This window comes from Enterobacter sp. MGH85, from assembly GCF_001037655.1.
Taxonomy (GTDB): domain Bacteria; phylum Pseudomonadota; class Gammaproteobacteria; order Enterobacterales; family Enterobacteriaceae; genus Enterobacter; species Enterobacter intestinihominis.
In genome coordinates, this window is record NZ_KQ089925.1 from 2,807,105 (window position 1) to 2,830,913 (window position 23,809).

The window sequence follows — 23,809 nt, forward strand, 5'->3', positions numbered from 1 at the left end:
ATTAATTGCCCCCAAGAGGCACCAGCAGGACATCAACCTGGCTTGACGAAACGATAGATTTTGCTGAGCATGCCGCACGAGAAAAAAAACTCTGGTTATGATTTCCGCAAATAACCAGGTCAATATTCTCTTTCTGACAGATGTCGAGTATATGCGCGCTTAATTCACCGGTCGCGATAACGGTCTGATGAATCGGATAGTCTGCCCTCTCCACCAACTCTTGCAGGAATTGGTGCGTTTCCTCCTGCAATACCTCACGTATATCTTCCAGCATCGGCGCAGCCAGCTGATTATACATTTCGGGTTCCGCGGCCAGCGTGATCAGGCTGATGCGGGCATTGGCGGGGCGGGCGATGGATACGGCTCGGGCGACAAGCTGGTGGCTTTCGGGAGAAACAGCAACTGAAACAAGCAGATGGGAGTAACTCATCACGCACTCCTTTGATGTCAGAATGACAAGTTTTCCCAGCTTTACCGCGAAACTGTCATTACTGCAAGAGGTGAATGCGTCATTAGTGTGAAGCTTATCATAATTATTCATTAATTATTCTTATAAGAAGAATAACTGAAAAGATGGCCTAAATGAAAAAAATTAACAGCTTAACGTAAATTACACATTTTCCCTTCCAGGTGGTTAACTCGCCTTAACTCATCATCAACCCGGCGTAGATCGTTACGCAACGAAACTGATTTTTGTGTTGCCAGCGTTAACCTCCTGTTTTTACTTTATTAATTAATGGTAGTTTCAACGTGAAGTTTTCCCCATAGCAGATCAATGCGGATTTGCCCTGTCTTTACATTTCCCAGACCCAATTCCCCCGTCCGGATGCATGAGTATTCGTTCCTGAAGAATATAAACAAGCTTGGGTTGGATAAAAAACACCCAAATTACAAGTCACGCTGATGGATTTATGGGTTCCATTCGCGTAAATTATGTGACGCAGATCACATTTTTTTTAAATTCCAGGGGGGGCTGCATTGTATGTGTCAAAACTGACGAGTAGAGTTTGCGTCGAATTAGGAAAAATCTTAGTTATTTGTAAGAAAAGATAAAATGTGTAACCGACATTTTGGCCATGTTAACCGGTCACGCGCTTTACGACGTACAAACCTAAATTCAACTATGCATTTGGCCTTTTCTTTTTATACCGGGTGATTTCCCGGCGACATCACGGGGTGCGGTCTTTCCGCATAAAAACAATAGTTGGTTATTCGGGATGGGAAAAATGCATACATCCGAGTTGCTAAAACATATTTACGACATCAATTTGTCGTATTTATTGCTCGCGCAGCGTTTGATTAGTCAGGACAAACCGTCAGCGATGTTTCGTCTGGGTGTTAACGAAGAGATGGCAACCATGCTGGGGGGATTAACACTTCCGCAGATGGTCAAGCTGGCTGAAACCAATCAGCTTGTCTGCCAGTTCCGTTTCGATAACCCGCAGACCATTACGCGTCTGACTCAGGAATCCCGCGTGGACGATCTGCAACAGATCCACACCGGTATTCTTCTCTCCACCCGCCTGCTCAACGAAATCAGCCAGCCTGACGACGTAGCCCGGAAGAAAAGGGCTTAACAATGAGCGAAAAAAGCATTGTTCAGGAAGCCCGTGATATCCAGTTGGCAATGGAACTCATCACGCTGGGTGCGCGTTTACAAATGCTGGAAAGCGAGACGCAACTGAGCCGTGGTCGTTTGATCAAGCTGTACAAAGAATTGCGTGGTAGCCCACCGCCAAAAGGCATGCTGCCGTTTTCCACTGACTGGTTCATGACCTGGGAGCAGAACATCCATGCTTCCATGTTCTGTAACGCCTGGCAGTACCTGCTTAAAACGGGCTTATGCAGCGGCGTGGATGCCGTGATTAAAGCCTACAAACTTTACCTTGAGCAATGCCCGCAGCAGGAACAGGGACCCCTGCTGGCGCTGACCCGCGCATGGACGCTGGTGCGTTTTGTTGAAAGCGGAATGCTTGAATTGTCGCGCTGCAACTGCTGTGACGGCAATTTTATTACCCACGCGCACCAGCCTGCGGGCAGCTTCGCCTGTAGTTTATGCCAGCCTCCATCCCGAGCCGTAAAAAGACGTAAACTTTCCCGGGATGCTGCCGATATTATTCCACAACTGCTGGATGAACAGATCGAACACGCTGTTTAACCCGAACCTGTGGGCAAGATTCCAGCAGCGGTAAGCGATTACCGCTGCTTTTTTTTACCCTGCGTTCAGGTCACGCGCTCGAAATGAACGTCCTGCCATAGTCACTAGCGGAAGGATGATGTCGTGCTTATCTTATTAGGTTACCTGGTAGTTCTCGGTACAGTTTTCGGCGGTTACATGATGACCGGCGGGCACCTTGGAGCACTCTATCAACCGGCTGAACTTGTCATCATCGGCGGTGCAGGGGTAGGGGCTTTTATCGTTGGTAACAACGGTAAATCGATCAAGGGCACGCTGAAGGCGATTCCGCTGCTGTTTCGTCGCTCGAAATACACCAAAAGCATGTATATGGATCTTCTGGCGCTGCTCTATCGCCTGATGGCGAAGTCACGTCAGCAAGGAATGTTCTCGCTGGAGCGGGACATTGAAAACCCGAAAGAGAGCGAAATTTTCGCCAGCTACCCGCGTATTTTGGCTGACGCGATGATGCTCGATTTTATCGTCGATTACCTGCGACTGATCATCAGCGGCAACATGAACACCTTCGAAATTGAAGCCCTGATGGACGAAGAGATCGAAACCCACGAGAGCGAATCCGAAGTGCCGGCCAACAGCCTGGCGCTGGTGGGCGACTCGCTTCCGGCGTTCGGTATCGTGGCGGCGGTCATGGGCGTCGTTCATGCCCTGGCCTCGGCGGATCGCCCGGCGGCTGAACTGGGCGCCCTGATTGCCCACGCAATGGTGGGGACGTTCCTCGGTATTTTACTGGCATACGGCTTTATCTCCCCGCTGGCGAGCGTGCTGCGCCAGAAGAGCGCTGAAACCACCAAAATGATGCAGTGCGTGAAAATTACGCTGCTCTCAAACCTCAACGGTTATGCACCACCGATCGCCGTCGAATTTGGCCGTAAGACGCTCTACTCCAGCGAACGTCCGTCGTTTATCGAACTGGAAGAGCATGTGCGCGCGGTGAAAAACCCCAACCAACAGACGACAACTGAGGACGCATGAAAAACCAGTCCCATCCGATCGTCATCGTAAAAAAACGCAAGCATAAGGGGCACGGGCACGGTTCTCACGGCTCATGGAAGATCGCGTACGCCGACTTTATGACCGCCATGATGGCCTTCTTTCTGGTGATGTGGCTGATCTCCATCTCCAGCCCGAAAGAGCTTATTCAGATTGCGGAATATTTCAGAACGCCGCTGGCGACGGCGGTCACCGGCGGGCCGCGCATATCGAACAGCGACAGCCCGATCCCCGGCGGCGGTGACGATTACACCCAGCAGCAGGGCGAAGTGAAAAAACAGCCTAACATCGATGAGCTGAAAAAACGGATGGAGCAGGCGCGCCTGAAAAAACTGCGCGGTGACCTGGATCAGCTGATTGAGGCGGACCCTAAACTGCGCGCGCTGCGTCCGCATCTGAAAATTGACCTGGTGCAGGAAGGGCTGCGTATTCAGATCATCGACAGCCAGAACCGACCGATGTTCAAAACCGGCAGTGCCGACGTGGAGCCCTACATGCGCGATATTCTGCGTGCGATTGCACCGGTGCTGAACGGCATTCCGAACCGCGTTAGCCTCTCCGGTCACACGGATGATTTCCCGTACGCCACGGGAGAGAAGGGATACAGCAACTGGGAGCTTTCTGCCGATCGCGCCAACGCCTCGCGTCGCGAGCTGGTGGCGGGTGGGCTTGATGATGGCAAGGTCCTGCGCGTGGTCGGCATGGCTGCAACCATGCGCCTGACCGACCGCGGACCGGATGACGCCATCAACCGTCGTATCAGTCTTTTAGTGCTGAACCAGCAGGCGGAGCAGGCCATCCTGCATGAAAACGCCGAAAGTCAGAATGAGTCACTGGACGATTTAAAACAGCCTGGGGCCGTCCCTTCGGCTGCCGTTCCAACATCGCCACCAGCCAATCCGAGGTGATAGCGTGAGCATGGATATTACCGATTTTTACCAGACATTTTTTGATGAAGCCGACGAATTGTTGGCCGATATGGAGCAACATTTGCTGGATCTGGTGCCCGAGGCACCGGACTCAGAACAGCTCAACGCCATCTTCCGTGCGGCGCATTCCATTAAAGGCGGAGCCGGAACGTTTGGATTTACCATTTTGCAGGAAACGACCCATTTAATGGAAAACCTGCTGGATGAAGCACGACGCGGTGAGATGCAGCTCAATACCGACATTATCAACCTGTTTTTGGAAACGAAAGATATTATGCAGGAACAGCTCGACGCCTATAAAAGTTCGGCAGAGCCTGATGCCGCCAGCTTTGAATACATCTGCAACGCGCTGCGTCAGTTAGCGCTGGAAGCCAAAGGTGAGGCGTCTGCGCCCGTTGTCCCTGCGGCAAAACTGAGCGTTGTTGACGCCGCGGCCAAACCAGACAGTGCGCCTGATGCGCCCGCAGGAAAATTGCGCGTAGTGCTGTCACGGCTGAAAGAGAACGAGGTTAACCTGCTGGAAGAGGAGCTGGGTAACCTGGCGACGCTCAGCAACGTGGTGAAGGGTAAAGACAGCCTGGCCGCGACGCTCGACGGCGGGATCGGCCAGGATGACATTGTGGCGGTGCTGTGCTTCGTGATTGAAGCGGATCAAATTGCGTTTGAAACCGAGGCGGCGGCCGTTGAAGTGCCCGCGCCGGCAGAAATTGCCCCTGCGGTAGTTGCTGCTGCTCCGGCCCTGAAAGCCGTGCCCAAAGAGACGGCCGCCCCGGCCCGCGGTGAAAAACCGGCGGCGCGCTCCAGCGAGTCAACGAGCATTCGCGTGGCGGTGGAGAAAGTGGATCAGCTGATCAACCTGGTGGGTGAACTGGTGATCACCCAGTCGATGCTGGCCCAGCGCTCCAACGAGCTGGACCCGGTGACCCACGGCGATCTCATCACCAGCATGGGCCAGTTACAACGTAACGCCCGCGATTTGCAGGAATCGGTGATGTCCATCCGCATGATGCCGATGGAATATGTCTTCAGCCGCTTCCCGCGCCTGGTGCGTGACCTGGCCAGCAAGCTCAACAAACAGATCGAACTCACGCTGATGGGCAGCTCCACCGAGCTGGATAAGAGCCTGATTGAACGCATTATCGACCCGTTAACGCACCTGGTGCGTAACAGCCTCGACCACGGCATTGAGCTGCCGGAAAACCGCGTGGCAGCCGGAAAATCGCCAGTGGGCAACCTGATCCTGTCAGCAGAACATCAGGGCGGCAACATCTGCATCGAAGTGACCGATGACGGCGCGGGCCTGAACCGCGAGCGCATTCTGGCGAAGGCGATTTCGCAGGGCATGGCGGTCAACGAAAACATGACTGATGAAGAAGTGGGCATGCTGATTTTTGCCCCGGGCTTCTCAACCGCAGAGCAGGTCACCGACGTTTCCGGCCGCGGCGTGGGCATGGACGTGGTGAAACGTAACATTCAGGAGATGGGCGGTCACGTTGAGATCCAGTCTAAGCAGGGCGCGGGCACCACGATCCGTATCCTGCTGCCGCTGACGCTGGCCATTCTTGACGGCATGTCCGTTAAAGTGGCGGACGAAGTCTTTATTCTGCCGCTGAACGCGGTGATGGAATCCCTCCAGCCGCGCGAAGAAGATCTGCATCCGCTGGCGGGCGGCGAGCGCGTGCTCGAAGTGCGCGGCGAGTACCTGCCGCTGGTGGAACTGTGGAAAGTGTTCGAAGTGGACGGGGCAAAAACCGAGGCCACGCAGGGTATCGTTGTGATCCTGCAAAGCGCCGGACGCCGCTACGCGCTGCTGGTCGATCAGCTGATTGGTCAGCATCAGGTGGTGGTTAAGAACCTGGAAAGTAACTACCGCAAAGTGCCGGGGATCTCTGCTGCCACCATCCTGGGTGATGGTAGCGTCGCGCTGATCGTCGATGTATCGGCACTTCAGGGATTAAATCGTGAACAACGTGTGGCGAACACAGCCGCCTGATTAAGTAAAAGGTAATAACATGACCGGTATGAGTAACGTAACGAAACTGGCGGGCGAGCCATCTGGGCAGGAATTCCTGGTTTTCACTTTAGGTGATGAAGAGTACGGTATCGACATCCTGAAAGTGCAGGAAATTCGCGGGTACGATCAGGTAACGCGCATCGCGAACACGCCAGCGTTTATCAAGGGTGTGACCAACCTGCGCGGTGTGATTGTGCCTATCGTGGATCTGCGCGTGAAGTTCAGCCAGGGCGATGTGGAGTACAACGATAACACGGTGGTGATTGTTCTGAATCTGGGGCAGCGCGTGGTGGGGATTGTGGTGGACGGCGTGTCAGATGTGCTGTCGCTGACCGCCGATCAAATCCGTCCTGCGCCGGAGTTTGCGGTCACGCTGTCGACGGAATACCTGACAGGGCTGGGTGCGCTCGGCGAGCGTATGCTGATTCTGGTGAATATTGAGAAGCTGCTGAACAGCGAAGAGATGGCGCTGCTGGATATTGCGGCGAATCACGTGGCATAAAATAATGCCGGGTGGCGGCTTCGCCTTACCCGGCCTACAAATGGCTCCAACACGTAGGCCGGGTACGCGTCAGCGCCACCCGGCTCTTATGTATCTTTACGCCTCCTGCTCCACCAGCTCTGCCTCCGCTTCCCGCGCCCCTTCATTCTGCGACAGCATCGCCGTCGCAATCCCGTTCCCCAGCACGTTAATGGCGGACCTCCCCATATCCAGGAAATGGTCAATCCCCATCAGCAGCAGGATCCCGGCTACCGGAATGTTAAAGCCTGGAATGGTTGCCGCCAGCACCACCAGCGACGAGCGCGGTACGCCCGCAATGCCCTTCGAGGCCAGCATCAGCGTTAACATCAGCACCGTCACCTCGGTAAAACTCAGGTGAATGTTGTACGCCTGGGCAATAAACATTGAGGCGAACGAGCAGTACACCATGGAGCCGACCAGGTTAAACGAGTAGCCGATCGGCAGGACGAAAGAGGCGATATTACGTGAACAGCCAAAGCGCGCTAACTGCTCCAGCGTTTTTGGGTATGCCGCTTCAGAGCTGCTGGTGGTAAACGCCACCAGCACCGGATCTTTCAGCATCGCCACCAGACGGAAAATCTCTTTCTTCAGTACCATGTAACCCACGGCCAGCAATACCAGACAGGTCAGGAGGATCGCCACATAATAACCGCCAATAAACGAGGCATAGTTCAGCAAAATGCCCAGCCCCTGGGTGGCAATGACGGACGAAATCGCCGCGAAAATGGCCAGCGGCGCAACGTACATCACGTAGCCCGTCACCTTCAGCATAATGTGGGATACCACATCCAGCGCCGCGACCAGCGGGGCGTTGAATTTTTGGCCCAGTGACGCGCCGCCAATGCCGAAGAACATCGAGAAGACCACAATTTGCAGGATCTCATTGTTGGCCATCGCGCCGGCAATGCTGGTTGGAATGGTGTGTGACAGAAAGGCTTTCAGCGACATCCCGCTCACGGCCAGGCCGGTATCAACCGTCTCTGTCGGAATGCTCAGGTTCAGACCGCTGCCGGGTTGTTCAAGGGTAACAATAAACAGCCCCACCAGAATGGAAAGTACGGATGAGCTGATAAACCACACCATCGCTTTACCCCCGACGCGCCCAATCGTAGACGTTTCACCCAGCCTCATAATGCCCACCGTCAGGGTGCTGAACACCAGCGGGGCTATCACCATCTTGATCAGCCGCAGGAAAATATCGGTCAGCAGGGTGATGTTCTCCGACCAGGCCTGTATCGCGTCGGACGAAGCATACTCATGGATCGCCGCACCGGAAAGAATGCCCGCCAGCATGAAAATCACGATGAAGAGCGTGAGTTTGTTTGCACTTGCCACAAAAAGATCCTCTATGCGCTAAAAGAGTTTCCTGCGTCAATGCATACAAAATTTTTATTTAAGCGCAGGAAAATATTCGGGGCATAAATTGAAGTAAAGCTGCGTGAGTTACAACTTGTTTTTAATTTTTATGAAATTCGTTGTTTTTATCATGACGATATATTGTGACTCAGATCACACTACAGGCGATATATCCTCAAGTTAAGCAAGAATAATGCCCATTTTTTTTTGCTAACCCTTTGTAATGTTTGTTAATAACCTGTTAATTCGAGCGGGGTTGCCCTCTTTTTGATGAAAGTGGTTGAAGTGCTAACCATAAACTAAATTCTCAGTAACCGCGCCGGGGAATGTTTAAGCGGGGCTAACATACTGAACAGTATGAATAAAATATGGCAAGCGAACCTATATTTCTTCTGGAGGGTGGTAAATGAAAAGAAAACTTCTTTTTATCTGCGCGGGCACGCTGCTGACGGCGGCAACGGTCGGTCAGGCTCTCGCGGTCACCAGTAGCGGCACTATCGGCGCGACGTTGACGCTGACCAACGGCTGCTTGATCAACGGCTCGCCAACGCAAAACGGCATTAACTTCGGGACGCTGGATTTCGGCACTCATCCTGCAACATTCTCCACCCTGACAACCCAGTTAACCGGTGCCAGCGGAGGAAACACCTTTACCATTCAATGTACCACTGCCAGTTACACGGTGGCGATCACCGGCAACACTAACGCTACCGCACCCGGAACCGTTGTCGGCACCCCAGGTACGCCGGGCCGCTATCTGGTCAACACCGCCAATGCGGCGCAGGGCGTTGCCTACAGCCTGTTCAGCGATAGCGGTTACAACAACGTGGTTGCGAACAATGCCGCGTTGCCGGTCGCCTCTACTGCGGGTGGGGTGGATAGCTACACCCTCTACGCACGCATTACGGGCGGCGGCAATAGCGTAACGGTCGTACCGGGAACCTATACCGACACGATTAACGTCAGCGTCACCTACTGATTCAGCCATGAAGGCATTGTTATGTCTGCGCGACAGCGCAGAGGGCGTCGTGCACCCTTTTTTAACCCTGTTGGTCGGGCTGATGTTGATCCCAGACGCCGGGGCGGTGACGTCTCAGTCATTCAGGGTGAGCGCGACGGTTGTGCCTGGATGCTCGGTGAGCACCGGCACCGGCGGGCGTTTCGGTACGCTGAATTTCGGGACCCGCAGCGGCGTGGAGAGCGCACCGGTCAGCACCAGCTTTGTTGCCGACGGCGCGTTGTCCATCGCCTGCACACCGGGTGTGGCGCTAAGTATGAGCATTAATGGCGGTCAGAATTATAGCTCTGTGCGGCGGATGACGCGTTCAGGCGGGACAGAGGTGGTCGGTTACCGGCTCTACAGCAGCAGCTCTTTGGCCGCAAACAGTGAAATTGGGGTTAACTAGGCAATACCGATTACCTATACCAACAGCAATAACATCGCGCTGCCTCTTTTTGGCGTCGCGCTTTTGACCGGGTTTAGCCCGTCAGGAACGTATTCAGATCAACTCACCGTGACCTTGTCATGGTAGGAAAGGGAGAGCATTGATGAAGCCATTTTTCAGGCGGTCAGGCCTGTTGAGTCTGTTGGGGATAACGGCCCTTACAGCGGTTAAGGCGCAAGCAGCCGCAACCATTCTTCTTTGGCCTATCGATCCGTGGCTTTCGGCAGACGCCAGAGCAACTGAATTGTGGATCCAGAATCAGGGCAACAGCGCCACGACAATGCAGATACGCATTGTGCGCTGGAAACAGGAGGGCGGATATGAGCGTTACACCGCCCAGCAGGATGTGGTCGCCAGCCCGCCGATCGTGACTATCGCTAAGGGCAGTAAACAGCTTATTCGCCTGATTAAGCAGGGGACGATCCCGTCCGGCGTCGAGCAAGCCTACCGCATCATTGTGGATGAGATTCCCCAGCCGGATGCCAAAGCGGAACCGTCTATGGGCCTCAAACTGCAAATGCGCTATTCCATTCCCTTATTTGTTTATGGACAGGGGATCCCCACCCTCAACGAGGGAGAGCATCACGCGCTGGCGAACACTCATCAGCTCAACTGGCGGGTCATTCAGGAGGAGGGGAAACCCGCGCTTGAGGTCCGCAATCAGGGGAACGTTCACGTCAGGCTCAGCCAGGTTGCGGTTGAGCAGGGCGGGCAAAAACGCACGGTTGCCGAGGGGCTGCTGGGTTATGTGCTGCCAGGCAGCACCCGAAGCTGGCCGCTTCCGGCAGGGATTTATCAGCCGAATCGGATGAGCGCGCAAATTAATGCCAGGGATACGCAATGGCAATCGACGCCCGTCAACTGAAACCGGCGATGATGATCCTGCTTTGCGTCAGTACCAGCGCATTTGCCGAAACCGGCGACGACAGTTTACCGCCGCCGCCGGACGCGCGGACGATGAACGGCGAAGCTGTATTCCAGCTCGCCCTGGTGCTGAACCACTATGACACGGGTCTGGTGGTGCCGGTGACGCAGCGCGAGGGCGCCTGGTTTATTTCAGGAGCGGATTTGCTTCGCGCCGGACTGCCGCAGGAGCATGTGCCTGCCGGAGAGGTGAACCTTTCAACGCTCTCATCGGTACGCGTAGAGTATGACAGCAGCGCCCAGCGGCTCATGCTGACGGTCCCCCGGGACTGGGTTGCGGCGCGGATCACGTCGTTTAGCGGTCAGAGCGCGCAAAGCAAGCCGCATTATGGCCGGGGCGCGCTGCTCAACTACGACGTTTATACCAACCATACCGAGCACACGGGCGGCCAGGCGTCGGGGTGGCATGAGTTCCGCTATTTCAACGAAGACTATTCGTTTTCTTCGACTGGGTACGCCCGACAGAATTTCGCCGGAAGCAGCGGGCAGCAGGAAGGATACGTGCGCTATGACTCAACCCTGCTGATCACCAACGAGGAGGATGCCACCACCTGGACCGTCGGGGACGTCATCAGCGATGCGCTGAGCTGGAGCACCAGCGTGCGGATGGGCGGGATCAGCTACGGGCGCGACTTCTCCCTGCGTCCGGATCTGGTGACCTGGCCGCTGCCGGCGTTTTCCGGTGAGGCGGCCGTCCCGACCTCGGTCGATCTCTTTATTAATGGCTACCGTTCCGGCTCCACCCGCCTTCAGCCGGGGCCGTTTACCCTCACTAACCTGCCGTACATCAACGGCGCAGGGGATGCGGTACTGGTCACCACCGACGCGCTGGGACGTCAGGTGAGCACCACACTGCCGTTTTATGTCAGCAGCGATCTGCTGAAGCAGGGGTTAAGCGACGGCGCCGTGACGCTGGGCAGCCTGCGGCGCAACTACGGTATAGAGAATTTTGACTATGGCCCGGCGGCGGGCAGCGGATCGTATCGCTACGGGGTGACCGACTGGCTGACGCTGGAGGGGCATGCGGAAGGGGCGGAGTCGCTGGCGCTCGGCGGCGCGGGCACGGTGCTGAAGCTCGGGCGTTTTGGCGTGGTGAATACGTCTTATACCCAAAGCCGGATGCGCGGCGACGAAGGGGGCCAGATGAACTGGGGCTATCAGTACAGCACCAGCGAGTTTAGCGTAGCGACCCAGCATACCCGACGCGACCGCGGCTTCGGCAACCTCGCCCTGTACGATCAGCCCACCGTTTATGATGAATATGATAACCCCGTTGCCAGCCTGAGCCGCAATACCGACCAGTACTCCTTAACCTTTAACCTCGGTGATTACGGCAATATCGGTGCGGCGTGGATCGGCGTGGAGAGTTTTGACAGCCGGAAAACCGAGCTGCTCAACCTCTCCTGGAGCCGAAATCTGTGGCGCTCAAGCAGTATTTACCTGGCGGCCAGCCGTGACCAGCAGCGGGACGACTGGACGGTTGCGCTGTCGTTGCAGGTCCCTCTGGGCGAACGTGACAGCGCCGCCGTTACCTTTGAAAACACGCCTGACGCAGGCAGCACTCAACGCATTAACTACAACCACTCGATGCCGTCTGACGGCGGCTTTAGCTGGAACATGGCCTGGGCCAACCAGTCGCGGTCGAGTAACTATCAACAGGCCACGCTCGGCTGGCGGAATAACAATGTTGAGCTTCAGGGCGGCGGCTACGGTGAGAAGGGGATGATGACCTGGTGGGGCGAGGCGATGGGCTCTGTCGTCCTGATGGACGGTGAGCTGTTTGCGGCGAACAAAATCAACGATGCGTTTGTGGTGATAAGCACCGACGGACATCCGGACGTACCCGTCAGCTACGAGAACCAGCCGGTTGGTAAAACCAATAACAAAGGTTATCTGCTGGTCAGCGGCGTTTCCGCCTATTACCCGGCGAGCTACCGCATTGATACCCTGAACTTACCTGCGGATACCCGGCTGAAAGAGACCGAGCGTCGGGTGGCGATTCGTCGGCATAACGGTTATCTGGTGGATTTCCCGATGGAGCAGGAGCGGGTTGCCAGCGTGATCCTGCATGACGCGCAGGGCAATGCGATCCCGGTGGGAAGCCAGGTCAAACGCGCGTCCCGCAGTAGCGCGGTTGTTGGCTACGACGGCCTCGCCTGGCTGGAAAACCTCAACGATGTGAATCCTCTGGAGGTCATCACCCCGGACGGTAAACGCTGTATCGCAACGTTGAATGTGGGCGCAAATCCCGAGCATAAGCTGCAAACCTACGGTCCGCTGACCTGCCGGGAGGCGCCGTGAAACGCCTGTTGATAGCCATACTGCTGCTGTTCTCGGGCAGCGGCTGGGCGGCCTGCACCGTCAGTACGGTGAACGCCTCGTTTGGCAGCGTCACCTCATTCGCCCTGAGCAGTACGGGGGAGGTGCAAACCACCGGCACGCTGGTGGTGTCCTGCGATACTGTTCTCAACCTGCTAACCAACGACTCGGTGACGCTGACCTACACCTCGGCGTCGATAGCCGCCAACAGCCGCGCCACCATGAAACGTACCGATAATGCGGCCATCGCGGACGTTATCCCCACGCGCCTGTGCGGTGCCACTGGCTGCGGCGGAAACAGTGAAGTACAAATCAGCAAAACCTATACCTGGAATGGCAACACCCTGCTCGGGCTGCTGGGGTCAAGGCGCTACAACATTCCGCTTTATTTCCGTACTGTGCCGGGGCAGAACGTCACGGCCGGGCCGTACCAGGTGTTGTTAACGTTCAGCATCAACTACAACGTGTGCGCCGTTGGCGCGGGCGGGCTATGCCTGACCCCGCAAACCGGCACGGCAACTACCTCCATTCTCCTCAACATGACCGTCACCAACGATTGCAGCACGATGACCACGCCGGACGTGAATTTTAACAGCGCGCCGCTGGTGCAAAATTTTCCCACCGTTTCGCAGTCGATCGCCGTCACCTGCACCAAGGGCAGCACCTACACCATAGGCATTAATAATGGAGCAAACGCCCTGAACAACGTTCGTCGTATGGTTAGCGGCAGCAATTTTATGAGTTACGACATCTATAAAGAGGCGACCAGCAACCGCTGGGGCGGCAGTGGCAGCGAGCGCTGGGCCAGCGCCAGCTCATCCCAGGTCAGTACCGACGGGCTTTTACGCACCTATAACTACAGCGCTAAGGTCCTGACCAGCCAGGCCACGCCGCCTGCCGGAACCTACACCGACACGCTGATCGTTGACGTCGCGTTCTGACTCCCCGCGCTTTTCCCTTTCGCAAATGTAAAGTTCCCGTGGCCCCTGCCGATAACACCGTTAATCAATCGATGAGAAGGTGTTGTATGTTGAACCGTATCCGCGTTGTCACAATGCTTATGATGGTGCTGGTCATTTTCGCACTTCTTCAGCTTATTTCTGGCGGCCTCTTTTTCTCCTCGTTAAAACAGAACCAGGACAGCTTCGCGGCCTCGAACGATTTGCGGATGCAGCAAAGCGAACTGACCACAACCTGGGATCTGATGTTGCAGACGCGTATCAATCTGAGCCGCTCGTCTGCCCGCATGATGATGGATCCGAACAACCAGCAGAGCAGCGCAAAAACGGAACTGCTGAAGAATGCGCGCGCCACGCTGGCAGACGCGGCGAAACATTACGAGGCCTTCAAAAAAATCGCCCCTCAGCCCGCAATGGCGCAGGCGAGCGCGAACATAGATGAAAAATATCTGGCCTACTTCGCCGGCCTCACGGAGCTGGTGCAGTTCCTGGAGAAGGGCAATATGGACGCCTATTTCGCGCAGCCGACCCAGGGCATGCAGAACGCCCTCGGCGCGGCGCTCGGCGAGTACGCCAAAGCCAGCGGCGAGCTTTATCACTCCGCCTTTACGCAAAGCCAGAACGACTACCGTTTCGCGAAATGGCAGATGGCGGTGCTCGCCCTCGCGCTTGTCATCGTGCTGGTGGCCGTGTGGTACGGCATTCGTCATATCCTTCTTAATCCGCTTGGCCGCGTCATTGCCCATATCCGCGATATTGGCCGGGGCGATCTCACGAAAACGCTGACCGTTTCTGGTCGCAACGAGATCACCGAGCTGGCGACCAGCGTCGACCATATGCAGCGTTCGCTGATTGATACCGTCGCCAACGTGCGCGAGGGGGCGGATGCCATCTATACCGGCACGAGTGAAATCGCGATGGGCAACAACGATCTCTCGTCCCGTACCGAACAGCAGGCGTCCGCTCTGGAAGAGACGGCGGCAAGCATGGAGCAGCTCACCGCGACCGTGAAGCAGAATGCCGACAACGCCCGTCAGGCGTCGCAGCTTGCAGAAAGCGCGTCCGACACCGCCCAGCGCGGCGGTCGGGTGGTCGACGGCGTGGTGAAAACCATGCATGACATTGCCGACAGCTCGAAGAAAATCGCCGATATCATCAGCGTTATCGACGGCATCGCCTTCCAGACCAACATTCTCGCGCTGAACGCGGCCGTTGAAGCGGCGCGTGCGGGCGAGCAGGGACGTGGGTTTGCCGTGGTCGCTGGCGAAGTACGTAACCTCGCCAGCCGCAGCGCCAATGCGGCGAAAGAGATCAAAGCCCTGATTGAAGACTCTGTTTCACGCGTGGATACCGGCTCGGTGCTGGTGGAAAGTGCGGGTGAAACCATGAATGACATCGTGAATGCCGTGACGCGCGTGACGGACATCATGGGTGAAATCGCCTCTGCATCGGATGAGCAGAGTCGTGGTATTGACCAGGTCGCTCTGGCGGTATCGGAAATGGATCGTGTGACGCAGCAAAACGCCGCCCTGGTGCAGGAGTCCGCTGCCGCGGCCGCTGCGCTTGAGGATCAGGCGAGCCGCCTGAAAATGGCCGTCTCGGCGTTCCGTCTTACTTCAAAAACAACAAATACGGTCAGCTCGCGGTCGGCGTACAGCGAAGCAACCCCGGCGCCCGTGACAACACCTACGCGCGCAGCGGTGACCGGACAAGATGAAAACTGGGAAACATTTTGACTGACAATTAAACCGCGGCTGCTTGCCGCTTGATGGGAGCGTGGATGTTAAATCGTATTCGTATCTCGACCACACTGTTTTTGATTCTGATCCTGTGTGGGGTTTTGCAGGTTGGCAGTAACGGGTTGTCTTTCTGGGCGTTTCGCGATGGCTATCAGAATTTGCAGGAAGTTGAGACGAGTAATCAGCAGCGCTCCGCACTGGCACAAACGCGTGCCGTGCTGTTACAGGCAAGCACTGCGCTGAACAAAGCAGGGACGTTAACCGCGCTGAGCTATCCGCCGGATGATATTAAGGCGCTGATGGTCGTGGCCCGCAGCAGCCTGAAGCAGGCCGACGCGCAGTTTAAGGCGTTTACGGCGCAGGAGGCGGTGAGTGAGAAAGAGAAAACGCTGAAGGTCGCCATGAAAAAGAACTTTGATGTGTGGTACGGCGATCTCGACCATCAGGCGACGTGGCTGGAGAACAACCAGCTTTCTGACTTCCTGACCGCGCCGGTGCAGGCGTCTCAGGCGGCATTTGACGACAGCTTTAACGCATGGCAGCAGGATATTAACCAGTTTGTGGCGCGTGCCGGTGCGGACAGCCGTACCAGCTACCGCATGTCAGGGGTGATTTTCCTGACCATGGTGATCCTGGCCGCCCTGCTGACCGGCGGCTCGCTGTGGTGGTCGCGCAAAATGATCGTCCAGCCGCTGGCGATCGTCAGCAGCCACTTCGACAGTATGGCGAAGGGCGACCTGGCGCGTCCGGTGGCCGTGTATGGCAGGAATGAAATATCAGCGATTTTCGCCAGCCTGAAGGCGATGCAGAGTTCGCTGCGGGAAACCGTAAGCAACGTTCGTCAGGGCAGTTACGCCATGCATACCGGGATCTCCGAGATTGCGGCAGGCAATAACGATCTCTCATCCCGCACCGAACAGCAGGCGGCATCGCTGGCGCAGACGGCGGCCAGCATGGAGCAACTGACCGCGACGGTAAGCCAGAACGCCGATAACGCGCGTCAGGCGTCCGACTTGTCAAAACAGGCGGCGATGACGGCGAAACGTGGGGGCGACCAGGCTTCTCACGTCGCCAGCACGATGCAGCAGATTGCCGCCAGCTCGCAGAAAATTGGCGACATTATCAGCGTCATCGACGGTATCGCGTTCCAGACCAATATTCTGGCGCTGAACGCGGCCGTTGAAGCGGCGCGTGCCGGAGAGCAGGGGCGCGGGTTCGCGGTGGTTGCCGGTGAAGTCCGAAACCTCGCCAGTCGCAGCGCCAACGCGGCGAAAGAGATCAAAGGGCTGATAGAAGAGTCGGTCTCCCGCGTTCAGCAGGGCTCCGCGCTGGTGGATACCGCCGCGCAGACCATGCACGAGATTGTCACCTCCGTGACGCGGGTTAACGACATTATGGGCGAGATTGCCTCGGCGTCTGATGAACAACGCCGTGGTATTGAGCAGGTGGCGCAGGCCGTTACACAGATGGATCAGGTTACGCAGCAGAACGCCTCACTGGTGGAAGAGGCGGCGGCGGCTACCGATCAGCTGGCAAACCAGGCGGATCACCTTACCGGGTTGGTCGCCGTATTTAATGTGAAAGAGCATGTTGAAGCAGTAACAGAAGTCGGACGGTCACAGGCCGTACCCGTTGTATCCTGAATGTGATTGAGAAGGCGCTATGACATCACCCATGCCCTCAGGGCAAACGTCATTATTGTTGCAGATGACACAGCGCCTCGCGCTGTCCGACGCGCATTTTCGTCGGATATGTCAGTTAATCTACCAGCGTGCGGGGATCGTGCTTGCGGACCATAAGCGAGACATGGTCTACAACCGGCTGGTGCGGCGCTTGCGCACGCTGGGGCTGGATGATTTTGGCCGCTATCTGAGCATGCTCGAAGCGAACCAGAACAGCGCCGAATGGCAGGCATTTATCAACTCATTAACCACCAACCTGACCGCGTTTTTCCGCGAGGCGCATCACTTCCCGGTGCTGGCGGAACACGCCCGTCGCCGTAGCGGAGAGTATCGCGTCTGGAGCGCGGCAGCCTCTACCGGGGAAGAGCCGTACTCGCTGGCCATCACCCTTGCAGACACCCTGGGAATGGCGCCGGGCCGCTGGAAAGTGTACGCCAGCGACATCGACACCGAAGTGCTGGAAAAAGCCCGTAACGGCGTTTATCGCCAGGATGAACTAAAAACGCTGTCTCCTCAGCAGCTACAGCGTTACTTCATGCGCGGTACCGGCCCGCATGAAGGACTGGTGCGCGTACGCCAGGAGCTGGCGAACTGCGTGGAATTTGCTCCCGTTAATTTACTGGATAAGCAGTACAACGTGCCGGGGCCATTCGACGCCATTTTTTGCCGTAACGTGATGATCTATTTTGATAAAACGACGCAACAGGACATTCTGCGTCGCTTTGTTCCGTTGCTCAAGCCTGACGGTTTACTGTTTGCCGGGCACTCGGAAAACTTCAGCAACCTCGTGCGTGAGTTTAGCCTGCGTGGGCAAACGGTTTATGCGCTGAGTAAGGAAAAAGCATGAGTAAAATCAGGGTATTGTCTGTCGATGATTCTGCGCTGATGCGTCAGATCATGACCGAAATCATCAATAGCCACAGCGATATGGAGATGGTGGCAACAGCGCCCGATCCGCTGGTCGCGCGGGATTTAATCAAAAAATATAACCCCGACGTGCTGACGCTGGATGTCGAAATGCCACGCATGGATGGCATCGATTTCCTGGAAAAATTAATGCGCCTGCGCCCGATGCCGGTGGTGATGGTTTCATCTCTGACCGGTAAAGGTTCAGAAATCACCCTGCGCGCGCTGGAGCTGGGGGCGGTGGATTTTGTCACCAAGCCGCAGCTCGGCATTCGCGAGGGGATGCTGGCGTACAGCGAGATGATCGCCGAGAAAATCCGTACCGCGTCGCGCGCAAAACTGGCGGCCCACAAGCCGATGGCCGCGCCGGCAACCCTGAAGGCCGGACCGTTACTCAGCTCGGAAAAACTGCTGGTCATTGGGGCGTCAACCGGAGGAACAGAGGCAATTCGCCATGTACTCCAGCCATTGCCGCTCTCAAGCCCGGGTATCCTGATTACGCAACATATGCCGCCGGGGTTTACCCGCTCATTCGCGGAGCGCCTGAATAAGCTGTGCCAGATCAGCGTGAAAGAGGCGGAAGACGGCGAGCGCGTGCTGCCAGGTCACGCGTATATCGCCCCGGGTGACAAACATATGGAGCTGGCGCGCAGCGGGGCGAACTATCAAATCAAAATTCATGACGGGCCGCCGGTTAACCGGCACCGTCCGTCGGTGGATGTGCTGTTTCATTCGGTGGCGAAACATGCGGGGCGCAACGCCGTGGGGGTGATCCTGACGGGGATGGGCAACGACGGCGCCGCCGGAATGCTCGCGATGCACCAGGCTGGCGCCTGGACGATTGCGCAGAATGAAGCAAGTTGTGTGGTGTTCGGCATGCCGCGCGAGGCCATCAATATGGGTGGCGTAAGCGAAGTGGTCGATCTTAGCCAGGTAAGCCAGCAGATGCTGGCGAAAATCAGTGCCGGACAGGCAATACGTATTTGACTCAGGAGTATTATTTTATGGCGGATAAAGAGCTTAAGTTTTTGGTTGTGGATGACTTTTCCACCATGCGTCGCATTGTGCGCAACCTGCTAAAAGAGCTAGGCTTCAACAACGTTGAAGAAGCAGAAGACGGGGTGGATGCGCTGAACAAACTCCAGGCTGGCGGGTTTGGTTTTGTGATTTCCGACTGGAACATGCCGAACATGGACGGTCTCGAACTGCTGAAAACCATCCGCGCGGATGCAGGCATGGCCTCTCTGCCGGTGCTGATGGTGACCGCAGAAGCGAAGAAAGAGAACATTATTGCCGCTGCACAGGCGGGCGCAAGCGGCTACGTGGTGAAGCCATTCACCGCGGCGACTCTGGAAGAGAAGCTCGGGAAGATCTTCGAGAAACTCGGCATGTGAGGTGATGGAAATGTTGCAACCTGCTATGAAACCCGTTGAAGAACATTCGCCGAGCGACATTATTGCCCGTATTGGTAGCCTGACCCGCATGCTGCGCGACAGCCTCCGTGAGCTGGGGCTGGACCAGGCTATCGCCGAAGCGGCGGAAGCCATCCCCGACGCGCGCGACCGTCTGGACTACGTGGTGCAGATGACCGCGCAGGCGGCCGAGCGAGCGCTGAACAGCGTTGAGGCGTCACAGCCGCACCAGGATGCGATGGAGAAGGGGGCGAAAGCGCTGACCCAACGCTGGGATGAGTGGTTTGAGAACCCCATTGAGCTGGCGGATGCCCGCGAACTGGTAACGGACACCCGTCAGTTCCTGGGCGATGTGCCAGGGCACACCAGCTTCACCAATGCGCAACTGCTGGACATCATGATGGCGCAGGATTTCCAGGACCTCACCGGCCAGGTGATCAAGCGCATGATGGATGTGATTCAGGAGATTGAACGTCAGCTGTTGATGGTGCTGCTGGAAAATATTCCGGAACCGGCTGCCCGTCCGAAACGCGAGAACGAAAGCCTGCTCAATGGTCCACAGCTTGACACCAGCAAAGCGGGCGTGGTGGCAAGCCAGGATCAGGTGGACGATCTGTTGGACAGTCTTGGTTTCTGATTGCCCTTCTGCCTCAGGCTGTGAACGCGGCCTGAGGTTGTTCAGAACAAAAACAGCGAAAAGAGCCCGAATTAACGGGCTTTTCCCGCCATTGGATTTTCTCTGCGCTGGCATGATACCCGTGAATTAATGGGCTGCGAGCAGGCACAGTGGCAGAAGAGAACGACGACAAAACAGAAGCCCCCACACCCCACCGACTTGAAAAAGCCCGTGAGGATGGGCAGATCCCCCGATCCCGAGAGCTGACCTCCCTGCTGATCCTGGTGGTGGGCGTCTGCATAATCTGGTGGGGCGGGGAGATGCTTGCCCGCAGACTGGCGGGAATGCTCTCTGCTGGCTTACGTTTTGATCACAGCATGGTCAATGACCCCAATCTGATCCTCATTCAGATCATCAACCTGGTTAAAAGCGCCATGATCGCTCTGCTGCCGTTGATTGCCGGGGTGGTCATCGTGGCTCTTGTTTCGCCGGTCATGCTCGGTGGCCTGGTGTTCAGCGGTAAATCGCTGCAACCAAAATTCTCCAAGCTCAACCCGCTACCCGGTATTGCGAAAATGTTTTCAGCTCAAACCGGGGCTGAGCTTCTTAAAGCGATCCTGAAATCACTTCTTATGGGCAGTGCTGCCGGGTTTTTTCTGTGGCACCACTGGCCGGAGATGATGCGTCTGATCAGTGAATCCCCCATGACGGCGATGAAGAATGCCCTGAACCTGGTCGGATTAGGCTCGCTGCTGGTGGTTCTCAGCATTATTCCGATGGTGGCGTTCGACGTTATCTTCCAGATCTTTTCCCATATCAAGAAGCTGCGAATGTCGCGTCAGGATATTCGCGATGAATATAAACAGATGGAAGGCGACCCGCACGTCAAGGGCCGTATCCGCCAGATGCAACGTGCTGCCGCGCGTCGTCGCATGATGGAAGATGTGCCGAAAGCCGATGTGATTGTCACTAACCCGACCCACTACTCCGTGGCGCTTCAGTACGACGAAAACAAAATGAGCGCACCGAAAGTGGTGGCGAAAGGGGCCGGGCTGATTGCGCTGCGCATTCGTGAAATCGCGACGGAAAACCGCGTACCGATCCTTGAAGCACCGCCATTAGCCCGTGCGCTGTATCGCCACGCGGAAATTGGACAACAGATCCCGGGCCAGCTCTACGCCGCTGTCGCAGAGGTGCTGGCCTGGGTGTGGCAACTGAAACGCTGGCGTTTAGCGGGCGGTCAACGACCTGTAAAACCTGAGAACCTTCCGGTGCCTGAAGCACTGGATTTTTTGAACGAGAAGGACACTGATGGCTAATCTGGTGGCAATGTTGCGCCTGCCCGGCAACCTGAAATCGACGCAATGGCAGATCCTTGCCGGACCGATTCTGATCCTGCTAATTCTGTCGATGATGGTGCTGCCGTTACCGGCATTTATCCTCGACCTGCTTTTCACCTTCAACATTGCGTTGTCCATCATGGTGCTGCTGGTGGCGATGTTCACCCAGCGCACGCTGGAGTTCGCCGCGTTTCCAACGATCCTGCTGTTCACCACGCTGCTGCGCCTCGCGCTGAACGTTGCCTCCACGCGTATCATCCTGATGGAAGGGCACACCGGCGCGGCGGCGGCGGGCAAGGTGGTCGAAGCCTTCGGTCACTTCCTGGTGGGCGGCAACTTCGCCATCGGTATCGTGGTGTTCGTCATTCTGGTGATTATCAACTTCATGGTTATCACTAAAGGGGCGGGGCGTATCGCAGAAGTGGGCGCGCGCTTCGTGCTCGACGGGATGCCGGGCAAGCAGATGGCAATCGACGCCGACCTGAATGCCGGGCTGATTGCGGAAGATGAAGCAAAAAAACGCCGTGCCGAAGTGACCCAGGAGGCAGATTTCTACGGCTCCATGGACGGTGCGAGTAAGTTTGTGCGCGGTGACGCCATCGCGGGCATTCTGATCATGGTGATTAACGTCGTCGGCGGCCTGCTGGTCGGCGTGCTGCAACACGGCATGGACATGGGCCACGCAGCGGAAAGCTATACGCTGCTGACCATTGGTGATGGTCTGGTGGCGCAGATCCCGGCACTGGTGATCTCCACCGCGGCGGGGGTGATTGTGACCCGCGTCAGCACCGATCAGGATGTAGGCGAGCAGATGGTGGGGCAGTTGTTCAGCAACCCGCGCGTTATGCTGCTCTCCGCGGCGGTACTGGGCCTGCTTGGTATGGTGCCGGGCATGCCAAACCTGGTATTCCTGCTGTTCACTGCCGCGTTGCTGGGCCTTGCCTGGTGGATGCGTGGCCGCGAAACGCAGCCTAAGGCAGAGCCAGCGCCGGTCAAAATGCCTGAGAACACCCAGGCGGTGGAAGCCACCTGGAACGACGTTCAGCTCGAAGATTCGCTGGGGATGGAAGTGGGGTACCGCCTGATCCCGATGGTGGATTTCCAGCAGGATGGCGAACTGCTTGGCCGTATCCGCAGCATTCGTAAAAAATTCGCCCAGGACATGGGCTTCCTGCCGCCGGTGGTGCATATCCGGGACAATATGGATCTCCCGCCCGCACGCTACCGCATCCTGATGAAAGGGGTGGAAATCGGCAGCGGTGATGCATACCCTGGCCGCTGGCTGGCGATTAACCCGGGCACGGCCGCAGGCACGTTGCCGGGTGAGCAGACGACCGACCCGGCCTTTGGTCTGGCGGCCATCTGGATTGAGAGCGCCCTGAAAGAGCAGGCGCAGATCCAGGGTTACACGGTTGTTGAGGCCAGTACCGTGGTCGCGACGCACCTCAACCATTTGATTGGCCAGTTCTCCGCGGAACTGTTTGGACGTCAGGAGGCGCAGCAGCTGCTTGACCGCGTAACGCAGGAGATGCCGAAGCTAACTGAAGATTTGGTGCCGGGCGTGCTGACCTTAACCACCCTGCACAAAGTGCTGCAAAATCTGCTCGATGAGAAGGTGCCGATCCGCGATATGCGCACCATTCTGGAAACACTGGCCGAGCATGCGCCGCTCCAGAGCGATCCACATGAGCTGACGGCGGTGGTGCGCGTGGCGCTCGGGCGCGCCATAACCCAGCAATGGTTCCCGGGAACCGGCGAAGTGCAGGTGATTGGCCTGGACACGCCGCTGGAACGTCTGCTGCTTCAGGCCCTACAGGGCGGTGGCGGGCTGGAGCCGGGTCTGGCGGACAGATTGCTGGCGCAAACCCAGGAGGCGCTGGCGCGTCAGGAGATGCTGGGCGCGCCGCCGGTGCTGCTGGTGAATCATGCGCTGCGTCCGCTGCTGTCGCGCTTCCTGCGCCGGAGCCTGAACCAGCTGGTGGTGCTGTCGAATATGGAGCTGTCCGATAACCGCAATATTCGCATGACGGCGACCATAGGAGGGAAATAATGCGTAAGTGGCTGTGGATCTTATTTTTCCCGCTGGCGGTGCAGGCCGCAGGCGAGGGGGCATGGCAGGCCAGCAGTATCGGCTTAACGCTCAACCATCGGGGGGAGTCGATCTCCTCCCGTCCGCTGTCAGCCTCTGAGACCATCTCCGGGCAGATGACGCTGGTGGCCTGGAATTACACCCTGACGGGACCCACACCGGCCGGGTTGCGGGTGCGGCTGTGCTCGCTGACCCGCTGCGCGGAAATCGAGGGCCAAAGTGGCATCACCCAGGCCTTCAACGGGGTGTCTGCTCAGGAACCTTTACGCTTTATCTGGGAAGTGCCAGGCGGTGGACGTCTGATCCCGGCGCTGAAGGTTCAGCGCAACGAGGTGCTCGTCAACTACCGCTAACTGCCCGCCTTTTCGC

At 56.9% G+C, this 23,809-nt stretch carries 21 protein-coding genes and 1 pseudogene; 20 read left to right on the forward strand and 2 right to left on the reverse strand.

The window, feature by feature from the left end; all coding sequences use genetic code 11:
• Position 1: 1 nt before the first annotated feature.
• Positions 2–430 (reverse strand): universal stress protein UspC, encoded by a 429-nt coding sequence (gene uspC, locus SK51_RS13220; RefSeq protein ID WP_022648513.1) that lies wholly within the window; start codon positions 428–430, stop codon positions 2–4.
• Positions 431–1,226: 796 nt separating this feature from the next.
• Between uspC and flhD the strand changes: the two genes are divergently transcribed.
• The 6 genes from flhD (at position 1,227) to cheW (ending at position 6,632) form a co-directional block, all read left to right on the forward strand.
• A complete protein-coding gene (gene flhD / locus SK51_RS13225) occupies positions 1,227–1,577 on the forward strand; it encodes a flagellar transcriptional regulator FlhD (RefSeq protein WP_003859693.1) in 351 nt (116 codons plus the stop codon).
• Positions 1,578–1,579: 2 nt separating this feature from the next.
• Complete coding sequence (gene flhC, locus SK51_RS13230) at positions 1,580–2,158, forward strand: flagellar transcriptional regulator FlhC (RefSeq protein ID WP_022648512.1); 579 nt, start codon at positions 1,580–1,582, stop codon at positions 2,156–2,158.
• A 123-nt stretch (positions 2,159–2,281) separates the two neighbouring features.
• Entirely contained in the window at positions 2,282–3,169 is an 888-nt protein-coding gene (motA, locus tag SK51_RS13235) for a flagellar motor stator protein MotA (protein WP_003859696.1), read from the forward strand.
• Positions 3,166–4,095: a flagellar motor protein MotB gene (motB, locus tag SK51_RS13240; RefSeq protein ID WP_022648511.1), complete on the forward strand. Its 930-nt coding sequence runs from the start codon at positions 3,166–3,168 to the stop codon at positions 4,093–4,095. Before motA ends, motB begins: the two co-directional genes overlap by 4 nt.
• A gap of 4 nt (positions 4,096–4,099) precedes the next feature.
• On the forward strand, positions 4,100–6,109 hold the full coding sequence (cheA, locus tag SK51_RS13245) for a chemotaxis protein CheA (protein ID WP_022648510.1): 2,010 nt from the start codon (positions 4,100–4,102) through the stop codon (positions 6,107–6,109).
• A 19-nt stretch (positions 6,110–6,128) separates the two neighbouring features.
• Positions 6,129–6,632: a chemotaxis protein CheW gene (cheW, locus tag SK51_RS13250; protein WP_003859699.1), complete on the forward strand. Its 504-nt coding sequence runs from the start codon at positions 6,129–6,131 to the stop codon at positions 6,630–6,632.
• Between the two features lie 96 nt (positions 6,633–6,728).
• On the opposite strand, the gene SK51_RS13255 is transcribed toward cheW, so the two are convergent.
• Positions 6,729–7,988, reverse strand: coding sequence for a dicarboxylate/amino acid:cation symporter (locus SK51_RS13255; protein WP_023306494.1), 1,260 nt, complete (start codon positions 7,986–7,988; stop codon positions 6,729–6,731).
• A 427-nt stretch (positions 7,989–8,415) separates the two neighbouring features.
• Between SK51_RS13255 and SK51_RS13260 the strand changes: the two genes are divergently transcribed.
• The 14 genes and pseudogenes from SK51_RS13260 (at position 8,416) to flhE (ending at position 23,793) form a co-directional block, all read left to right on the forward strand.
• Positions 8,416–8,988, forward strand: a complete 573-nt coding sequence (locus SK51_RS13260) for a spore coat protein U domain-containing protein (RefSeq protein ID WP_022648508.1) — start codon at positions 8,416–8,418, stop codon at positions 8,986–8,988.
• Between the two features lie 7 nt (positions 8,989–8,995).
• Positions 8,996–9,541: pseudogene (locus SK51_RS13265) on the forward strand (Csu type fimbrial protein).
• Positions 9,542–9,557: 16 nt separating this feature from the next.
• Positions 9,558–10,319 (forward strand): fimbrial biogenesis chaperone, encoded by a 762-nt coding sequence (locus SK51_RS13270; protein WP_023306493.1) that lies wholly within the window; start codon positions 9,558–9,560, stop codon positions 10,317–10,319.
• Entirely contained in the window at positions 10,295–12,679 is a 2,385-nt protein-coding gene (locus SK51_RS13275) for a fimbria/pilus outer membrane usher protein (RefSeq protein ID WP_048206765.1), read from the forward strand. Before SK51_RS13270 ends, SK51_RS13275 begins: the two co-directional genes overlap by 25 nt.
• On the forward strand, positions 12,676–13,638 hold the full coding sequence (locus SK51_RS13280; RefSeq protein ID WP_023300457.1) for a Csu type fimbrial protein: 963 nt from the start codon (positions 12,676–12,678) through the stop codon (positions 13,636–13,638). The genes SK51_RS13275 and SK51_RS13280 overlap by 4 nt, the downstream gene beginning before the upstream one ends.
• A gap of 86 nt (positions 13,639–13,724) precedes the next feature.
• The gene (gene tar, locus SK51_RS13285) at positions 13,725–15,392 is read left to right on the forward strand and encodes a methyl-accepting chemotaxis protein II (RefSeq protein WP_023306492.1); all 1,668 of its coding nucleotides are present in this window, start codon (positions 13,725–13,727) and stop codon (positions 15,390–15,392) included.
• Positions 15,393–15,436: 44 nt separating this feature from the next.
• The gene (tap, locus tag SK51_RS13290; RefSeq protein WP_032676183.1) at positions 15,437–17,038 is read left to right on the forward strand and encodes a methyl-accepting chemotaxis protein IV; all 1,602 of its coding nucleotides are present in this window, start codon (positions 15,437–15,439) and stop codon (positions 17,036–17,038) included.
• 19 nt (positions 17,039–17,057) lie between these two features.
• Complete coding sequence (cheR, locus tag SK51_RS13295; protein WP_017384409.1) at positions 17,058–17,924, forward strand: protein-glutamate O-methyltransferase CheR; 867 nt, start codon at positions 17,058–17,060, stop codon at positions 17,922–17,924.
• Positions 17,921–18,970 carry a protein-glutamate methylesterase/protein-glutamine glutaminase gene (locus SK51_RS13300; RefSeq protein ID WP_014884341.1) on the forward strand — a complete coding sequence of 350 codons (1,050 nt, stop codon included), beginning with the start codon at positions 17,921–17,923 and terminating at the stop codon, positions 18,968–18,970. Before cheR ends, SK51_RS13300 begins: the two co-directional genes overlap by 4 nt.
• Positions 18,971–18,987: 17 nt before the next feature.
• Entirely contained in the window at positions 18,988–19,377 is a 390-nt protein-coding gene (cheY, locus tag SK51_RS13305) for a chemotaxis response regulator CheY (protein WP_000763862.1), read from the forward strand.
• A gap of 10 nt (positions 19,378–19,387) precedes the next feature.
• Entirely contained in the window at positions 19,388–20,032 is a 645-nt protein-coding gene (gene cheZ, locus SK51_RS13310; protein ID WP_022648501.1) for a protein phosphatase CheZ, read from the forward strand.
• A gap of 149 nt (positions 20,033–20,181) precedes the next feature.
• Complete coding sequence (gene flhB, locus SK51_RS13315; protein ID WP_022648500.1) at positions 20,182–21,330, forward strand: flagellar biosynthesis protein FlhB; 1,149 nt, start codon at positions 20,182–20,184, stop codon at positions 21,328–21,330.
• Positions 21,323–23,401, forward strand: coding sequence for a flagellar biosynthesis protein FlhA (flhA, locus tag SK51_RS13320; RefSeq protein ID WP_003859723.1), 2,079 nt, complete (start codon positions 21,323–21,325; stop codon positions 23,399–23,401). The genes flhB and flhA overlap by 8 nt, the downstream gene beginning before the upstream one ends.
• Positions 23,401–23,793 (forward strand): flagellar protein FlhE, encoded by a 393-nt coding sequence (flhE, locus tag SK51_RS13325; protein WP_023306489.1) that lies wholly within the window; start codon positions 23,401–23,403, stop codon positions 23,791–23,793. Before flhA ends, flhE begins: the two co-directional genes overlap by 1 nt.
• Positions 23,794–23,809: the final 16 nt, after the last annotated feature.

Bases quoted from the DNA above. Each gene is read 5' to 3' on its own strand.
- flhC (WP_022648512.1), top strand. From the start codon at position 1,580: ATGAGCGAAAAAAGCATTGTTCAGGAAGCCCGTGATATCCAGTTGGCA.
- SK51_RS13270 (WP_023306493.1), top strand. From the start codon at position 9,558: ATGAAGCCATTTTTCAGGCGGTCAGGCCTGTTGAGTCTGTTGGGGATA.
- cheZ (WP_022648501.1), top strand. From the start codon at position 19,388: ATGTTGCAACCTGCTATGAAACCCGTTGAAGAACATTCGCCGAGCGAC.
- cheY (WP_000763862.1), top strand. From the start codon at position 18,988: ATGGCGGATAAAGAGCTTAAGTTTTTGGTTGTGGATGACTTTTCCACC.
- uspC (WP_022648513.1), bottom strand. From the start codon at position 430: ATGAGTTACTCCCATCTGCTTGTTTCAGTTGCTGTTTCTCCCGAAAGC.
- flhD (WP_003859693.1), top strand. From the start codon at position 1,227: ATGCATACATCCGAGTTGCTAAAACATATTTACGACATCAATTTGTCG.
- tar (WP_023306492.1), top strand. From the start codon at position 13,725: ATGTTGAACCGTATCCGCGTTGTCACAATGCTTATGATGGTGCTGGTC.
- cheR (WP_017384409.1), top strand. From the start codon at position 17,058: ATGACATCACCCATGCCCTCAGGGCAAACGTCATTATTGTTGCAGATG.
- flhA (WP_003859723.1), top strand. From the start codon at position 21,323: ATGGCTAATCTGGTGGCAATGTTGCGCCTGCCCGGCAACCTGAAATCG.
- SK51_RS13300 (WP_014884341.1), top strand. From the start codon at position 17,921: ATGAGTAAAATCAGGGTATTGTCTGTCGATGATTCTGCGCTGATGCGT.
- cheW (WP_003859699.1), top strand. From the start codon at position 6,129: ATGACCGGTATGAGTAACGTAACGAAACTGGCGGGCGAGCCATCTGGG.
- motB (WP_022648511.1), top strand. From the start codon at position 3,166: ATGAAAAACCAGTCCCATCCGATCGTCATCGTAAAAAAACGCAAGCAT.
- SK51_RS13275 (WP_048206765.1), top strand. From the start codon at position 10,295: ATGGCAATCGACGCCCGTCAACTGAAACCGGCGATGATGATCCTGCTT.
- flhE (WP_023306489.1), top strand. From the start codon at position 23,401: ATGCGTAAGTGGCTGTGGATCTTATTTTTCCCGCTGGCGGTGCAGGCC.
- SK51_RS13260 (WP_022648508.1), top strand. From the start codon at position 8,416: ATGAAAAGAAAACTTCTTTTTATCTGCGCGGGCACGCTGCTGACGGCG.
- tap (WP_032676183.1), top strand. From the start codon at position 15,437: ATGTTAAATCGTATTCGTATCTCGACCACACTGTTTTTGATTCTGATC.